Source organism: Limosilactobacillus panis (assembly GCF_019797825.1).
Classification (GTDB): Bacteria; Bacillota; Bacilli; order Lactobacillales; family Lactobacillaceae; genus Limosilactobacillus; species Limosilactobacillus panis_A.
Genome location: NZ_CP081855.1, coordinates 443,236 through 460,810, shown reverse-complemented (window position 1 = coordinate 460,810; position 17,575 = coordinate 443,236). Strand labels below are relative to the sequence as shown.

The window sequence follows — 17,575 nt, the reverse complement described above, 5'->3', positions numbered from 1 at the left end:
TGAGCTAGCTCCGTCGGCCGCCACGACCACCACGCTTACCATCTGTCTGGCGCTTTAATGTTGAAAGCCGTGATTCACTTTCCTTTAAATAGCCCGCCAGCATGTCGTTAAAGTCTTCGTGGTGGCGGCCGTTATTGTGGTGGTGCCCACCAGTGAAACCGTGGTAATTATTTTGCCGACCATGGAAGTCATTATTGCGATGATCATGGTGAAATTCACCATGGTGGTTATCGCCATGATAGTGGCCATGCTCACGGTGTTCGTGCGGGGCGGCGTCCTTCATGGACAAGGCAATCTTACCATCATCACCGATTCGGGTTACCTTAACCGTTACTGTATCCCCTATTGACAGTACATCGTGTACGTCCTTGATATACTTGTCAGAAATCTGACTGATGTGTACCAAGCCCGTTTGGTTATCATCTAAGTCCACAAATGCGCCAAAATTCGTGATTCCGGAAACCTTACCGGAAACCTTTGCTCCCACTTCAATTGCCATGAAACTAATGGATCCTCCTCAAGTCGTCTGATTTAATCTTTAATTGTAGATGAGTATAACATACCCCAATAAGAAATAGTAACTAGTTATTTAAATTATAAATGGTTTCGCCCTTCTTTGAGTAATTGTACTTTGCCCGCAAAACTTGCTGAACATATTCAGGGTCATGAAGCAGCTTTATCTGGTGTTTCAGGTGCCTGCTTGTCTGTTGCTGGTCCTTCAGCTCGGTCTGACAAGCCGCAATATTGTTATTGACCTTGGCAAGGGTTCGTCGACTGCGAACAATCTGAATTCCGAGAACCAGGAAAATTACCAAAAAGGCAATAATTATTCGCTGACAGCGACGCTTATGAAACTGCCGCCTTTGCTGATCAGCTGAAAACTTATGGACATATGGCGTATCAAGCTGTGAAACTTTATTACCGGTCCGGTTTTTCATAATTTCCCCTCACTTTACTGACTTATAACAGTTTAAGTATAGCAAGGTTACCAACTAAATGTCCATATCAATGTTAATTAAATATCAATTTTTTTATAAAGTTAGTTAAAATTCTCGGCATAGGTTTCGTCAAGGAGCTCATACATGTCCTCAGCTTCGCTCTTTTTGGTTGTTTCCACAATCCGGTTGATTTTAACTGTTTCTGTTTTATTACCAAACTTAATGGTCAAGGTGTCACCGATCTTGACCTTCGTCGATGACTTAGCCGGAAGGTCATTTACCAAGATTCTTCCCTGGTCAGCAATTTCTTTAGCCACTGACCGCCGCTTGATAATCCGGGATACCTTTAAAAACTTATCTAATCGCATTACTTTTCCTCCAATTACTTACTACTTACTTTTTTGCCTTTACCGGTAACCTCATTGGCAAACCCGGTGATCAACTTTGATAGCTGGTTTAACCAATCAGCAGTTGACATCTTGGGCTGGATAACCAGACGAACCGTCAAACGATCATCCTGCTCCCCTAAAGTCGCTTTAAACTTAGTCTTAGCCAGCAGTTTAATAATCGTCGGTGCTTTAATCAAATGGCTCTCAACCTTCGTGAAGGTAACCAAGATATTATCACGCTGCCGCTTGACCTGCTCAATCATTGCCAGGTCGGCGTGCTGTTTGATTTTGCTGATCAGCAACAGGTTACCAACCGCTGCCGGATAGTCACCAAAGCGGTCAATCAGGTCACCCTGGATGTCGAGGAGTTCCTCATCACTTTGGGCCTGGCGAATCGTCTTATATAGCTCAATCTTTTGCCGTTGGTCGTTAACATAACTATCCGGCAGGTAGGCCTCGACACCGAGTTCAACCTCGGCATCTGCCCGCTCGGTCTTCTTCTTTCCCCGCTTCTTGGCAACTGCCTCGTTCAACATTGATGAGTACAGGTCATAACCAACGGAGTCAATAAAGCCGTGCTGCTGCTTACCCAAGATATTTCCAGCCCCACGAATTGCCAGGTCCCGCATCGCAATTTTAAATCCAGACCCCAGTTCCGTAAAGTCGCGGATGGCGGCCAGGCGCTTTTCACCGAGTTCGGTTAGGACCTTGTTTGGCTGGTACATGAAGTAGGCATAGGCCACCCGATTACTCCGGCCAATCCGTCCCCGAATCTGGTAAAGCTGGGCAAGCCCCAGGCGGTCAGCGTTTTCCACGAACAGGGTGTTAACGTTGGGAATATCAACCCCAGTTTCAATAATCGACGTGGTAACCAGAACGTCATAGTTACCCTGGATAAATTCGTACAGGACTGTCTCAAGCTCATTTTCACTCATTTTACCGTGAATATAGCCAATCTTGGCCTCCGGCACCAGTTCCTGAAGACGCATCACCGTCTCTTCAATGTCCCCTACCCGGTTGTGGAGGTAGTAGACCTGGCCGCCCCGCTGCATTTCACGAAGAATGCCGTCACGAATAGCCCCAGCATTTTGCTCCATCACGTAGGTTTGAATTGGGAAACGGCCCGCTGGCGGAGTCTCAAGGACAGACAGGTCGCGTACGCCAAGCATCGACATGTTCAGGGTTCGGGGAATCGGGGTTGCAGTCAGAGTTAGCACATCAACGTTGTTCTTTAATTCTTTTAGACGTTCTTTATGTTTGACGCCAAACCGCTGCTCTTCATCAACAATGACCAGGCCGAGATCTTTAAAGTGAACATCCTTCGACAGGATCCGATGGGTCCCAACGACAATGTCAATGGTCCCGTCGGCCAGACCCTTATCGGCGGCCTTCAATTCCCTGCCCGTTTTGAACCGGGACATAAGAGCAATCTTAACCGGGAAGCCGGTAAAGCGCTTGCTTAGCGTATCAAAGTGCTGCTGGGCCAAAACGGTGGTTGGTACTAAGAAGGCTACCTGTTTGCCGCCCGTGACCGCCTTGAAGATTGCCCGCATTGCCACTTCTGTTTTCCCGTAGCCGACGTCCCCCACTAACAGGCGGTCCATTGGCCGGGGCTTTTCCATGTCCTGCTTAACTTCCTTTATGCTCCGCAACTGGTCGCGGGTTTCATTATACGGAAAGTTAGCATCAAACTGGTTCTGTAGGTAGTCATCTTTGGGGAAGGCGTACCCCTTGGCCGCTTCCCGCTTGGCATAGAGGTCGACCAGCTCATCAGCGATGTCCTCAACTTTGGAGGCTACCCGCCGCTTGGTCTTCGCCCATTCATTACCACCCAGCCGGTTGATCCGGGGGTGCTTGGACTCTGATGAGACGTACTTCTGCACCAGGTTAAGCTGGGTAACCGGGACGAAGATCTGGGCGTTATTTCGGTAATTGATGATCATGTAGTCCTGGTGAACACCATCAACTTCCATGGTCTTGATACCACTGAAAATCCCAATTCCATGGTTGACGTGAACAACGTAGTCACCAGGCTTCAAGTCGGTGTAACTCTTTAGTCGTTCAGCGTTGGTAAGCTTTTGAGGCCGGTGGCGGCCCTTCTTGACCTGCTTGAACATTTCACCCTCAGTTATCACTACCAGGCCGGCCGCCGGCATTTCAAAGCCGTTGTTTAAACTCCCCGCCACGAGCTGGACAACGTTGACTCTTAAGTCAGTGGTGCTTGTTTCGGTCACCTGAATATCAAAGTCACGCATCGTCTGGGCAATTTGTTTACGACGCTCCTGGTTGGCCGCCATCAGAATCACCGTCTGCCCCTGGTCACGCCAGCGCTGCAGCTCACTCTTTAACAGGGGCAGTTGGCCAAAGAAACGCTGCATGGGCCGGCTAGTGAGTTCCGTTAGTTGGTCGAGGGTCAGGTTACCGACCCCTTTTTTAAACAGGGCCCCCAAGACCTGGGCGTGGTCATCCGCCTGTACCAATTGGGCAAAGTCATTGCCAACGGTGGGAACCTTCGTCAGCTGGTGGTACTTAGCCTTGTCCTCTAACCAGCCCTGGTCCTCATCCGTCAGTTTTTTGGCACTGTCCTTCAGGCGGGCAAAGTCATCCAAATAGATGATTCCTTGGTCACCGAGGTAGTCAATCAAAGAGTGCGGCGTTGGGTAAAGGAGGTTGCCAAATTCCAGTAGTTCGCTTGGTAGTTGGTGGTCCTTTAAGGCCGTCAACAGCGGTGTAAAGCGGTTGTTAACCTGCTGGGTAATATCCTCATCGCCATCCTGTAACCCAGCTGTGATGGTGTCATACTCCTGTTTAATTGCCGCCGTTACCCGGGGGAACTCCGCCGGTGGCAAAATCAAGTCAGTCGCGGGTAGAATCTCGACCTGCTTAACATTATCGATACTCTTTTGGGTGCTGGCGTCAAAGTAGCGCAGGGAGTCAATCTCGGTATCAAAGAGGTCGACCCGGACCGGGTTATCCGTATTCAGGGCGTAAATGTCAATGATCGAGCCCCGGACAGCAAAGTCACCGGGCCGTAAAACCATTTTTTGCAGTTGGTAACCCATTGCGCTCAGCTGCTGACGGGCCTTTTCGGGATCAATTTCCCCGCCCACTTTCAGCTGGAGGGTCGCCTGGGCAAAGAAGGCGGGACTGACGACGTTCCGCCGCATCCCCGCCACCGAGGTCACAACGACGACTGGACGGTTACTACTGAGGGCATTCAGTGCCTGGACCCGTTGAAGGCGGTAGTTTGGAGAACTGGTGGCCACCTCGGCCGCCAGGACCTCCTCGACCGGGAATTCGAAAACCTGGTCCGCCGGTAACAGGTTGCTGAAGTCATCCACTAGTTCTTCTAGATGCCCCAGGTTATCGGTGACCACCAGGAGGGGCTGTTGGCGGTCCTTTAACAACTCCGCTAACACAGCTGTCCGTGCCGAACCCGAAATGCCAGTAATCAGCTGGCGCTTCCCGGGCACTGCCTCCTTACTAATCTTTTTAAACTCTTTTGTTTTGGCAATAAAGTTTCCCAGACGCACTCCTCTTTTACACCTCTCTTAGTTATAATCGTTCATCAACTTGGCAAAGTCTTCCCCGTTAATCCAGTCTTCCAGCGCGTGCTCGGCCTGTTCAACTGCGTCGTCAAACTTAGGCCGCTCTTCTTTGGTAAACTTACCCAGGACGTGACTGACGACCGTCCCGTGTTGGGGGTGATCAATCCCCAGCTTGACCCGGTTAAAGTTCTTCGTACCGAGGGCACTGATAATGCTCTTTAATCCGTTATGGCCACCGGATGCCCCGTGGGTCTTAAGACGGACCTTACCAACCGGCATGTCAAGGTCGTCGTTGACCACCACCAGGTCCTTAAGGTCGAGGTTGTAATAGTCCACAAGGGGGCCCACTGCCCGGCCAGAATCGTTCATGAAGGTTGTCGGCTTAACCAGCATCACCTTTTCACCATTGATGACTCCGCTGACGGCCACCGCTTCCTGTTTTAAATGGGTAAAGGCGCCAAGGTGGTAATTAAGGGCCAGCTGGTCAACCACCATGAAGCCCGTGTTATGCCGCGTCTCGTCGTACCGTGAGCCAATATTTCCTAAACCGACGATCATTTTCATTGTGTTTTTCTCCCCTTTTTAATACAAAAAGGCCGCACGGGAATAACCCCCGTCCAGCAATAATATCTTCATCATTATACAGTAGAAGCGTCCAAAACTAAAACGATTGGTATCCTGTGGAGTCCTCTAATTTTTCTCATTTTATTCTCATACTGTTTTCGAAATATGTTATGATTGGAGTGCATTAAATAGGATTCGAGGAAGTTAAAAATGATTTTTAGTTCACTGATTAAGAAAAAAGACACCCTGACGACTCTGCCCGAGACCGCCACTTTAGGTGAAGCCCTGGCGTTGCTTGAGGATACTGGTTTTCGGTGTGTGCCCGTCCTCGATAAGAGTGGTCACATTTTTCGGGGAAACATTTATAAAATGCACCTTTACCGCCATAAGTCCCGGAACGGTGACATGTCCCTCCCCGTCACCGCCCTTTTGAAGAACGCCACTAAGTTTGTCTCTATTAAGGCCGAATTTTTCTCCGTCTTCTTCGCCATGCGTGACCTACCATACATCGCTGTCCTTGACGATGAAAACCAGTTCTATGGCATCCTCACCCACAACAGCATGCTCCGGATGCTCGCTGCGGGGTGGAACGTCAACAACGGCAGCTACGTTTTGACCGTAACCACTCCGGACGAACGGGGCTCTTTGATGAACGCCAGCAAAGAAATTACCCGTTACTGCCAGATTGTAAACGTCATTTCCTTTGACCCTGAGCACTCGGCAATGAAGCAGGTTCTCTTTACCCTACCGGCGAACGTCGACCATGACAAGATGATCAAGGTGGTTAAACGGTTGGAAAAGAAGGGCTTTAAGGTCCCCGAAATTGAAGATCTCCATAATCAGTATTAAAAAGTAAAGAGGAGCGGAAAGATGAAGTGCCCTTTTTGTTAATATAGTCTAGTTTCCAAGTAAATCAGCAATCTTTACTGTATGAGCATCATTCTTACCACCTGCGGTTGTATCACTATCAGATTGTGTCCAGTAGGTAACCGTATCGCCATTAATTTGGAACTCAACAGTACTATCAGCGCTATGATACTCATTGCTTACATAATAACTATCTCCGTCTTTTTCAACAGAATCAACCTGTTCAGATGGGAAAACACGGGCGTAAACTGCTCTGCCAATCTCATCTGGATCAGCATTTTGACTGTTACCTTTATCGCTAGTGTTTTCTTTATTATTGGATTGGCTATTGCTTTGATCTGAATCAATATTTTTATTGTCTTTATTTGATTCACTTCTTAGCTTATCTAGTTCTTTTTTATACTTTTTATAGTTCTTATTAAACTCTTCTTCAGTAATTGCATCCTTTTTATTGAAATAATCTCTATCTTTACGATTGCCGATTTGTTCCCAATCGCCATTCTTTTTTATTTCATAGCTGAAACTTGAAAGCCCTGAATTGCAATGAAATCATTGTGGTTCAGGGCTTTTGGACGAAAAAAATAAAAAACGCAAGAACTCTTACGCTATACTTTAAGTGTCAAAATCAAAGTAGAAAAGAGTCTTGCGCTATGCAAATTATAAACCATTTCAGTACTGAAAACGATTCTCAAAACATTATTTCTCACTTCTTAAGCCTAATTGGTCTAGCTAAGCTAACTCACAGGGTGAATTTTAAGCGTCACTCATTATGTTCATTGAAAATGATCGTAGCTTGGTTAATGACAGCTCATTTTGAGCGTCTTTCGATCAATCGTGCTCATCCAGATTGCCATTTTACCCCAAGAACGGCACGGAATGTTTTGAATGATGGCCGTATTAACTGGCAGAAATTAGTCTGTTTAGTAGCGATTCAATTAATTCGCATCTTAACCCCGTTTATTGATGGTCGACGTCGTTTGGCATTAGTGCTTGATGATACTCTGTTAGCACGTCGTTGGTCCCAAAAGACTGAATTATTAGCCAAGACCTATGACCACGATAAGCACGAGTATGTAAATGGTTACCGTGGCTTAACTCTCGGTTGGAGTGATGGTAATACTTTTTTGCCTATTAATTTTGCTTTAATGTCAACTCACCAGCCTGCTAATCTGATTGGATGCTTAGCGCAGATTACTGACCAACGTCAAATTGCCGGTCAAAGAAGGGCTCAAGCTCAACGCCCAATGAACCAAGTGGCTCTAGAATTGATTAGACAAGCGCAAACACTAGGCGTGTCAGCTAAATACGTCCTTTTTGATTCTTGGTACAGTTCGCCGAAGATGTTTTGGCAACTCGCTCAGCTTCAGCTTTTTGGTGTGGGTATGCTCAAACGCAGCGCAAAAGTCTATTATCGATATCGTGGTCGTCACTATAGCATTAAGGGTCTTTATCAACGTTTAGCAGCTTCTAAAATGAATTGTCGGCATCACTATCTTTACAGCAGTGTCATTCAAGCCCAATATCATGGCCATCAGTTTCCGCTAAAAGTGGTTTTTGTATCCAAAAAGGGGCACCGTCAGGACTACCTAGTTTTAGCGACCACTAACTTAGCTATGCGGCCAGAAGAAATCATTCAATTGTACGGACGCCGCTGGCAAATTGAGACCTATTTCAAAGCTGCTAAGCAGTATTTAGCTCTTAATCGATCACAAATTCAAAGTTACGACGGTCAATGTGGTTATATTGCCGTCACCATGATTACTTATGACTTATTGGCTTGGCAAGAACGACTTAATACTGATGATCGCACAATTGGTGGACTCTTTTACATTATGAATCAAGCACTGCCAGATATTCGTTTTATGGACGCATTGGTCTACTTATTTCATGAACTGGGTCGAGCTGAGCTCAGCCTAACTGATCACATTGATGACATCATTAATCGATTCATAGCTCAGTTGCCAATAACGATCCAAAAAGCATTGAATACTGGCATCTAAAAGTCTAATTTAGGCTGAGAAAAGCCGAAGCTGACGCAGCTCCGGCTAGTTTTCGTGCTTTCAAGTTTCAGTTTCATAGGTTGACTTAACATAAGCACTTGATTTGCCAAAATATACTTTTGGTATTCTCTGAGTCACAACAATCTTGTCACCCTTAAGCTTCCAGTTGCCGTACCAAACTTCACTATATGTAGGAGATATTATTGTAACTGCTTCTTTATTTTTCTTTAACCATATATAACTTTTCGGCTTAATAGGCTCATGCCTATTTGATGAAACTACATAATCCATTCTATAAATACCGACGGGTCTATTTTCTCTGTAATAGTTATAGCCAAAGATTCCCCCGATAATTATAATGACTAGAACTAAAACACCTAGAATCCACTTATTTTTCTTTGACATAAGGTTTCTCCTCCTTGAATAACAATGTTAGTTTATCGAAGAATAAATCCTTATGTCAATAATATTTATCAAACAATTACCAAGGCTAAAAGCGAACACTAATTAGCATTCTAAAATGAATGTTTTATAAAACAACATCACTGAGCATTCGTCAGCTACTCACTAACTCTCATTCATGTTATAATATAAGTACATAAAAAGCAGGCCCGTTTCAAAGACGGTGACCTGGTTACTTAGAGCTAATAAAAGATCGTCCGTAACCGGCCAAAGTTAGTAGGACGGTCTTTTATTATGCACAAAATGTGAAAATAAAAGTCAGCAAAGCAACTATGAAAGTCGCAAAAGCCAGCATTAACATAAGTGCTTGGTAAGCGCTCATGTGCCGATAATCCTTTCATCAGTCTAAGGTTCATAGGAACCACCTCCGAAATGTTTGTCGGCCACCGTCCATTAAACTTGCCTGCTATGTAATTTTAGCATTGTTATGATATTTAACCAATAAAGCGTCCCACATTAAATTGTGAGACGCTTTCGCTATTTATAAATAGTCTAGCTTTATATGTTTTGCGTTACAATAAAATATTAGAAAATCAATTAAACTAATGAGATGATCTTATGTATATTAGATATGCCAAAAATTGTAAAGAAAATTATGACCTTAATCAAAATGATGATTTAAGTGCTGTTATATTAGATATTGTTTATTCTGCCGCACTGGATAATCCAATGCAACTTGATTTAAAAAAGTCGGACAATTATTACGCAAACGAAGATATTCTATATATTTTTCATAATGACAGCCCTTCATTTCTATCTTATGATTTTTATATCATTACTAATTTCCGCATTCTAGCAATCGATACTGATTATATTAATAATATTTTAGATAACAAAAAGCTAGAAAAGACCGTAGACAAAAATTATCTATTATCTAAACTCGATACAATTAAAAGCAAAAAAAGTAACAAGGGACTCTATTATGTAGATATTACAGGTAACGATGATACATTCCCTATAAAATCTAGCAATCCAAGTACCTCTAAACTAATTGAAACAGACATTACCCCACTTTTGTTTAAACTAAATGATAGGATAGTTAAAGCATACAATAAAACTTTACTATTAAGTGATAATCAATTAGACGTTAATTCTATAACTATCTCTCCAAAGGAAAAGCCTTTCCTCAATGCTGAACAAAGGATTCCCTTCCCTACTGATGTTGAAAAGGAAAATTCAGCTTTTGAAATGCAAAGTAGAGTCAGAAAAACTAAGCATAATGCTCCGCAAGTTGCCTTTGGTCCTGCACCGGAGGGTTATCACTTAGACCGAATTGCTTATTCACAGGGACAAGTTATAAATGTCATTAACGAAAATGGTAATTTTATAAAAGCTATGCAACGAGCTATTGATTCTATTGAACAAGACCTTGCTCCTGATGAAATGATGTGTAATATAAAATTTCAGACCCAAAATATGGAAGAAACTTTGGCCGTTAATTTAGGCTGTGACATTTATAAGAAGGATAAAAAATAGTAATCATGCAGTAGAAAAGGGGTTGTGACAAAAAGCCTCTGAATCAGAAGCTCCATTCGGAATTTAACAAAAATTCTGAATGGAGCTTTTTGATTATCTGAATATTTTGAGAAAATGAGCGGCCTTCCGGCCATTTTCTTCATGTTTAATGCCATTAAAGCAATCCCAATTTGTCTTTTGGCTTTCTTAAGACCACGTACTGTGAATCTTTTAAAACCCAAATAAGCCTTCAAGTTACCAAAAACAGTCTCTACATCGTACTTACGACGGGAGTAAGTGTTGGAATTTGAAAGCGACTCGCGAGCTTTCGACTTAAAATATTCCCACTGTGGGTTCACCATAAGGTACTTAGTGTTCCCATATGGTGTTAATGCCTGAGAAATAATTTGATGATTCTCATCATACTTCTCTGCTTGATATACTTTGAAATCACGACGGAATTTGTATTTATCATTTCGGTATGCGTATCGTTTAAAGTTGAATCGGACGCCCTGTGGGTTTACATAAAAGTCATCAGCCTCATGATATTCCCAGTTCATTACTTTTCGATCATCAGAACGCCACTTACGGCTATTCTCTTTAATCATGGTGCTGTAAGGAATTAAAGCTGTACAATCAGATAGCTCATCTTCGATATACTTATAATTGCGTTCTGATCCGTAACCAGCATCGGCAACAATTTCTCGCCCCAAAACTTCGTTCTGGGCGAGATGAGATAAGAATGGGATTAATGTTCTAGTATCGGTTGGGTTCTGCATGAGTTCATAACCCAGCACGTACTGTGAGCTAGTCATAATTTGAAGATTATACGCTGGCTTTGTTTGACCATTACGCATCGGATCTTCCTTTAAACGCATAAAAGTAGCGTCATGATCGGTTTTGGAATAGCTATTACGTTGGCCAGCAATCTGCGATTGGGCTTGGTATTCAAGATGCTTTTGACGACAATGGTCTAAAGCATGGAGATACTTTTTGGCATGACGTCGTTCCTGCTTGACCGGATTGGGCGAAACCTTTGCGGTTTCGGCCACCCGTTGGTTTAACTCTTCAATCCGTTGTTCAAGTAAGGCAATAATCGTATCAAGTTGATCAATGTCAAAGCTATCTTCATCAACATCAATCTTAACTTCTGCTTGCTTAATTTCACGAATTAGTTTTTGAGCCTTTTCAACGTTTAATTCGCGATACTTAATGGTGCGTTTCTTCCAAACAAAGGAAAACTTATTTGCGTTAGCTAAAATCTTAGTGCCATCAATGAATGAAGCCTCATCGATCATTCCCTGAGCCTTTAAATAGTCATGAAATTCCTTGAAACTACTCTGAATCATATCTTCCAATTCTTGGGAGACAATGAAGCGAGCAATGGTGCGGTAGGCTGGACGCTGTTCTTGAGTCAACCACATCGCAACAATGTTTTCACGAGCAAAGCGTTCAATTTTCCTAGAGGAAATGATACCATAGCTGTAAGCCAGTAAAACTAACTTTAACAGCATTCGTGGATCATACTCTCTTGGTCGACCCATAATATTGGGTCGCCGCAGCGCTAAGCTTTCAACCAGCCGATTAATATAACGTGCTGGATGATTTAACTCAGGTTCATAAGCAGTAGGTATGTTCAAACTAAGTTGATTCATGTTATAATCAGGTTCCAATGTTTTTGTATCCTTTCGAGGGTATTTTGGAGGCATCGACGGTCAAGTCGATGTCTTTTCTTTTACTAATATTTTAAAGGAAAATGGAGTTAAATGAAATCCGAAAATTTCATCTAACTCCAATTATTTGGGACTTATGTCACAGCCCCTTTGATTATATAAAATATCAGTTTTATAAATATCCTGTTAAAACGATAGTCGGTGTAAGTCTATCAATGCAAAACTGAATTGTGGATTAATCTTTCAATTATTCCCACTCGAATTAAGTACAGAGTTGCTTTTTCCATTATACTCATTAAATTCGCTATTTTATTAGTTTCTACTTGTATGGTAAAACCAGGTTGCCTGTCAATACGCGATAATCTGTCTGGTTAAGGTCAGCTTTCCGTTGATCTACTCGTCTAATGTTCTTCCCCACCCGCTCCATTTCTTTGATCTGGTCAGGATTGAAGAACTCAATGTAGTCTTTGATGTTCATCCAGAACACATCTGCATTCCCGGCAATTTCTTTAACTATTGGGAAGAGGTCATCATCCTTGTCGATTGTTTGGATGTACTGGATAATGTCCCCAAATTGTCTTGGTTCAACGTTCACAGACTGGAGCTTTTGCAAAACCATATTTTCATTCTTGCTTGCGCTCTCTCGAAGATTCTTGGCTGCCCGAATAGCCGTACTGTTCGTAAGACTCCGGGAGTTCTCATCAAAAAATTCTCGTTGTTTGTTTAAGCGCTCAACCAGCCGTTTTTTGACCTGTCCAAGTCCTTCTTGGATACTTTGAGTTTTGGCTGATGCAACCGATATAGAAAGAGCTTGTGAGTTATGCCAGTCATGATTGATGGCCTCATTAAGATTCTTTTCAGCGTCAATGATGCCTATTTCTTCTCCCTTATCCGCATTCACCAGCACTCTCTCACGGCTTATTTGTGCACCATTAACGTCCTTATAGTTAATTTCCATAACTACTACGGAAAATTGCTCAGAATTGTCAGAGAAACTATATGTAGGTAGCAGAGGGTGTTTTTGTGGCTTAATCTGATTAACCTTGAAGTTGTACATACGTCGGTTAGCCATTTGATAAGCCTCGGAATGCTTTTCAGAAGAGAATTTTGTATGATTCATCAATTGTTTCTCAGTCTGATCAAGCATCGACTTAACAGCGTTATGCTTCTTAGCCTGACTGGCCTTCAAGTAGCCTTCGTATTGAGGCAGCACCACGTTATCAAACTCGGTGTCATTAAGCACGCCAGCCATTTTATTTCCTAACCGCTTTAGCATTTTCAGTTGTGAGTTAATGGACTCGTAAATAGGAAACGTGTAGATGTAGATCTGGTCCTTATCACTACTTTCTGGCAAAGGCCGGTCAATACGTCCGATCCGCTGTTCAAGTGTCATCGGATTGTATGGCAGGTCAATATTCATCAAGGTTACGGCATCTTGTAGGTTTTGTCCGGTTGAAACAGTATCTGTCCCCACTACCAGGTCAATCGTCTTGCCTTCTTTGATTAATTCCGGCCTCTTCTTTGAGATAGGTGAGAAGTGAACTAGAACATCTGCCTTATTGGAGCTCTTCTGGTTTAGCATAGCATTTGTTTCTCCGTTACCTTTGTTAATGCCGCCGGTAATCATACCCATCGGGAACGTGACTTTGGAGCCGTTATAATGCTGATACAGACGCTCATAGTAATACCGAACCGTATCCGCAAATTGCGAGATTAGGAGAACCTTGTGGCCCTTTTGATGCTCTTCATCGACACACTGAATAATCTTATCAACCTTCTCGTCAATCTTGCTATAAGCTGCCTTCAAGTTGCTAATCAAAGACTTCAAAGTGTCTAAATCCCGGTCACAGTCGGCTGTCATCTGAGCAACTGCTTTTTTAGCTTGGGGGAGCTTAATACCTTCGACCTGGGCAGTAATTTTTTCTAAATATTGGTGCTGACGGACCTTGGCCTGCATGCTCTGGTCAGCACTTTTAACTGCGCCCTGTGTCTCATCCAATGCATCGAAAGCGCCGATGTTCTTGAATTGATACTCGGTTAGATGATAGGCCACTCCCAGATAAGCTTTGTAGTGTTCCAGGAGACCGTGCCCTTTGAGCTGGGCAAACTGGTCCAGATGCAGGCTCTTAAGCTGCTCCAACTTATCAACAATATGCTGCAAAGAATTGGCAAAGGCTTCCCAGCTTGAATCAGCCCGCTTCAGAAGCATCATCTTCAACTGTTTGGCACCAAGTTCTTCTTTGCTATCATCAATGTATTTGATGGGGTCCTGATAAGGGAACTTCAGTTGCTCAATAATCTGGAAGTTATCCGCAAAAATTTGGTTTTTCCGTGGTTCGTATTGAATATCAACGCTTGGAAAGTTCCGGTGTGGAAATCGTGCTCCTTGGCCACCGTAAGTCTTCCGAGTTCGCTGCAAGTAAATATCATTCCAGAATTCCTCAAAGGCCCTATCATCGGCTGCTAACCGTTTGACTACCTTATTTGACACTACATTTGGGGACAAAAGAAAGTATTGCTTGTATAGGCGGTCATTCGGGATAGCATCAATGTTTAAGAACAATGATCCAATATTGATAACATCTTCCCGCTGGTTATTCCAAGGAGTTGCTGTCATCATCAAGCCCTTCATTTTTGGGTTGGCCTGCTTCATCATGGCTACTTTGCGGTAGGCCTTAGTGTTGTTATTTTTGAAGCCAAGGTGTGCCTCATCAATCACCATTAAGGTATAATTTGCCTCTCGTAATTGTTTATCAGGCAGTTCTACCAGCTTTTGGCGGGAGATAAATTGATAATCATTAGGCTTCACCCCCACTGCCTTTAGTTCTGACCGCCATTGGCCCTTCAATTTTGTGTCAGCTACAACTAAGATATTATTGATAGTTTCAGACGCCAGGTAAAGTCTAATTACCCCTGCTGCTGTCCGGGTTTTTCCAAGCCCAACACCATCCGAAAGCACTGCTGTATCTAATGAGTCGAGTTTCTCTTTAACACTGATTACCCCAGTGCGCTGGTGCTGGTAAAGTTCTTTAACCCAGTTTTGTTTAGGATCTAATTCAGAGTATGGGTGGCCATACATGTTGGCAAAGTTATAGTAATTTTCCTTAACTGGAATATATTCTTGAACAGCTTGCTTAGCCCCGCTACTTTTAACGATCTTAATTAAATCGGGCGAAAAGTCAGCAACTTCATCATTGGATAGCCAAAGATCGTTATACCAGTTATGTAGAGCAAAGAATCCATCCTGGGTAAGTACATTCAACTCGGTGTTTCCTTGCAACCCGGCCTTTGAAAAATTAGATGAACCGACAATAGCTGTTCCTCGATCAGAATTAAGGGTAGACGCAAACAAATAGCTTTTAGCATGGAAGTAATTAGCCTGGCCAACGTAAACCTTCACTTCTATCCGGCCAGAGGTAATCCACTCAGCAATTTTGCCAAGAAACTCTTTATCAGAAATATTTTGTGTATCGCGTTTGCTCTTAGATGCAATTAGCTCAGCATAGTTTCGATAGTTAGAGCCATCTAGAACATTAACGGTATCTCCATTAGTTTCGTTCCCCATTAGGATCCGAAAGTGGCCATTTCGCCGATCCATGAAATCTGTAAACTCATCTTTCAATAGTAACAGACCGGTGATATAGAAGTACCCCACTGCAACATCCAGGGTTTTAAACTCTTCCTGCTTTAACAAGTATTTAAGAGCATCAACCATTGACACGCGGCGGTTATCAATAACGTGTTCTGAATATAATTTATGTTCAATTGATTGGCTACTCATTCTGGTCACCTTCGCTTAATCTATCATAGCAGTCTATAATTCGCTGGGTTTCCTCTTGCACAAATTTTTTATATTTAGCACTTTTAAAGGTACGCATTAATGTGATCGCTTCTTGCCTGGTTATTCCGAAATCAATCATTACTCTAGCGTTGAGTTCTGCAATTAAAGTATCATGTTTATAGCCTTGATAATCTTCTCCAGGGACCAACGCATCTAAATCTCCATATTCGTCTTTATTTTCTTTAAGTAATTCTTTAACAATTTGAATTATAGAATTACTATCCTTAAAGTCTTCTTCATTAGGTAGAGGTACAGTGTATAAAGAGGTAAGACTTACAGAAGAAGAGGTTATAACCGAACGTAGTACCAAGTCCAAAACATACGAGTTCAAGACACCGAGGATAAAAAGCTTATTTTTCATATCCATCTTATTAGCATTTATTTGAGTTTGGACATTCATAGAAGTAATAACTGAAACTTGAAAGCACGAAAACTAGCCGGAGCTGCGTCAGCTTCGGCTTTTCTCAGCCTAAATTAGACTTTTAGATGCCAGTATTCAATGCTTTTTGGATCGTTATTGGCAACTGAGCTATGAATCGATTAATGATGTCATCAATGTGATCAGTTAGGCTGAGCTCAGCTCGACCCAGTTCATGAAATAAGTAGACCAATGCGTCCATAAAACGAATATCTGGCAGTGCTTGATTCATAATGTAAAAGAGTCCACCAATTGTGCGATCATCAGTATTAAGTCGTTCTTGCCAAGCCAATAAGTCATAAGTAATCATGGTGACGGCAATATAACCACATTGACCGTCGTAACTTTGAATTTGTGATCGATTAAGAGCTAAATACTGCTTAGCAGCTTTGAAATAGGTCTCAATTTGCCAGCGGCGTCCGTACAATTGAATGATTTCTTCTGGCCGCATAGCTAAGTTAGTGGTCGCTAAAACTAGGTAGTCCTGACGGTGCCCCTTTTTGGATACAAAAACCACTTTTAGCGGAAACTGATGGCCATGATATTGGGCTTGAATGACACTGCTGTAAAGATAGTGATGCCGACAATTCATTTTAGAAGCTGCTAAACGTTGATAAAGACCCTTAATGCTATAGTGACGACCACGATATCGATAATAGACTTTTGCGCTGCGTTTGAGCATACCCACACCAAAAAGCTGAAGCTGAGCGAGTTGCCAAAACATCTTCGGCGAACTGTACCAAGAATCAAAAAGGACGTATTTAGCTGACACGCCTAGTGTTTGCGCTTGTCTAATCAATTCTAGAGCCACTTGGTTCATTGGGCGTTGAGCTTGAGCCCTTCTTTGACCGGCAATTTGACGTTGGTCAGTAATCTGCGCTAAGCATCCAATCAGATTAGCAGGCTGGTGAGTTGACATTAAAGCAAAATTAATAGGCAAAAAAGTATTACCATCACTCCAACCGAGAGTTAAGCCACGGTAACCATTTACATACTCGTGCTTATCGTGGTCATAGGTCTTGGCTAATAATTCAGTCTTTTGGGACCAACGACGTGCTAACAGAGTATCATCAAGCACTAATGCCAAACGACGTCGACCATCAATAAACGGGGTTAAGATGCGAATTAATTGAATCGCTACTAAACAGACTAATTTCTGCCAGTTAATACGGCCATCATTCAAAACATTCCGTGCCGTTCTTGGGGTAAAATGGCAATCTGGATGAGCACGATTGATCGAAAGACGCTCAAAATGAGCTGTCATTAACCAAGCTACGATCATTTTCAATGAACATAATGAGTGACGCTTAAAATTCACCCTGTGAGTTAGCTTAGCTAGACCAATTAGGCTTAAGAAGTGAGAAATAATGTTTTGAGAATCGTTTTCAGTACTGAAATGGTTTATAATTTGCATAGCGCA

14 protein-coding genes are annotated in these 17,575 nt (G+C 42.8%); 3 read left to right on the top strand and 11 right to left on the bottom strand.

All coding sequences use genetic code 11. From position 1 onward, the window contains the following. Positions 1–4: 4 nt before the first annotated feature. The 5 genes from KZE55_RS02105 to pth all read right to left on the bottom strand — a co-directional run bounded on the left by KZE55_RS02105 (position 5) and on the right by pth (position 5,439). Entirely contained in the window at positions 5–499 is a 495-nt protein-coding gene (locus tag KZE55_RS02105; RefSeq protein WP_222258893.1) for a S1 domain-containing RNA-binding protein, read from the bottom strand. An 82-nt stretch (positions 500–581) separates the two neighbouring features. Then, positions 582–938 (bottom strand): FtsB family cell division protein, encoded by a 357-nt coding sequence (locus KZE55_RS02100; protein WP_222258891.1) that lies wholly within the window; start codon positions 936–938, stop codon positions 582–584. Between the two features lie 101 nt (positions 939–1,039). Next, positions 1,040–1,306 (bottom strand): RNA-binding S4 domain-containing protein, encoded by a 267-nt coding sequence (locus tag KZE55_RS02095; RefSeq protein ID WP_222258889.1) that lies wholly within the window; start codon positions 1,304–1,306, stop codon positions 1,040–1,042. Positions 1,307–1,320: 14 nt separating this feature from the next. Next, on the bottom strand, positions 1,321–4,860 hold the full coding sequence (gene mfd / locus KZE55_RS02090; protein ID WP_222258887.1) for a transcription-repair coupling factor: 3,540 nt from the start codon (positions 4,858–4,860) through the stop codon (positions 1,321–1,323). 18 nt (positions 4,861–4,878) lie between these two features. Then, positions 4,879–5,439: an aminoacyl-tRNA hydrolase gene (gene pth, locus KZE55_RS02085; RefSeq protein WP_222258885.1), complete on the bottom strand. Its 561-nt coding sequence runs from the start codon at positions 5,437–5,439 to the stop codon at positions 4,879–4,881. A gap of 210 nt (positions 5,440–5,649) precedes the next feature. Between pth and cbpA the strand changes: the two genes are divergently transcribed. Further along, complete coding sequence (cbpA, locus tag KZE55_RS02080) at positions 5,650–6,288, top strand: cyclic di-AMP binding protein CbpA (RefSeq protein ID WP_047770394.1); 639 nt, start codon at positions 5,650–5,652, stop codon at positions 6,286–6,288. 668 nt (positions 6,289–6,956) lie between these two features. Then, positions 6,957–8,306 carry an IS4 family transposase gene (locus KZE55_RS02075; protein ID WP_222257956.1) on the top strand — a complete coding sequence of 450 codons (1,350 nt, stop codon included), beginning with the start codon at positions 6,957–6,959 and terminating at the stop codon, positions 8,304–8,306. Between the two features lie 60 nt (positions 8,307–8,366). Here KZE55_RS02075 and KZE55_RS02070 read toward each other — a convergent pair whose 3' ends face one another. Both KZE55_RS02070 and KZE55_RS10460 read right to left on the bottom strand, forming a co-directional pair. Further along, a complete protein-coding gene (locus tag KZE55_RS02070; protein WP_222258883.1) occupies positions 8,367–8,711 on the bottom strand; it encodes a hypothetical protein in 345 nt (114 codons plus the stop codon). Positions 8,712–9,000: 289 nt separating this feature from the next. Next, positions 9,001–9,063, bottom strand: a complete 63-nt coding sequence (locus KZE55_RS10460; RefSeq protein WP_302500217.1) for a hypothetical protein — start codon at positions 9,061–9,063, stop codon at positions 9,001–9,003. 263 nt (positions 9,064–9,326) lie between these two features. Between KZE55_RS10460 and KZE55_RS02060 the strand changes: the two genes are divergently transcribed. Further along, positions 9,327–10,244, top strand: coding sequence for a hypothetical protein (locus KZE55_RS02060; RefSeq protein WP_222258881.1), 918 nt, complete (start codon positions 9,327–9,329; stop codon positions 10,242–10,244). On the opposite strand, the gene KZE55_RS02055 is transcribed toward KZE55_RS02060, so the two are convergent. The 4 genes from KZE55_RS02055 to KZE55_RS02040 form a co-directional block, all read right to left on the bottom strand. Further along, positions 10,223–11,932, bottom strand: a complete 1,710-nt coding sequence (locus KZE55_RS02055) for an IS1182 family transposase (RefSeq protein WP_463674776.1) — start codon at positions 11,930–11,932, stop codon at positions 10,223–10,225. The genes KZE55_RS02060 and KZE55_RS02055 overlap by 22 nt on opposite strands. Before the next feature lie 283 nt (positions 11,933–12,215). Then, complete coding sequence (locus KZE55_RS02050; protein WP_222258879.1) at positions 12,216–15,677, bottom strand: phospholipase D-like domain-containing protein; 3,462 nt, start codon at positions 15,675–15,677, stop codon at positions 12,216–12,218. Beyond that, on the bottom strand, positions 15,670–16,104 hold the full coding sequence (locus KZE55_RS02045) for a hypothetical protein (protein ID WP_222258876.1): 435 nt from the start codon (positions 16,102–16,104) through the stop codon (positions 15,670–15,672). Before KZE55_RS02045 ends, KZE55_RS02050 begins: the two co-directional genes overlap by 8 nt. A 115-nt stretch (positions 16,105–16,219) precedes the next feature. Continuing rightward, on the bottom strand, positions 16,220–17,569 hold the full coding sequence (locus KZE55_RS02040; protein WP_222257956.1) for an IS4 family transposase: 1,350 nt from the start codon (positions 17,567–17,569) through the stop codon (positions 16,220–16,222). Positions 17,570–17,575 lie beyond the last annotated feature (6 nt).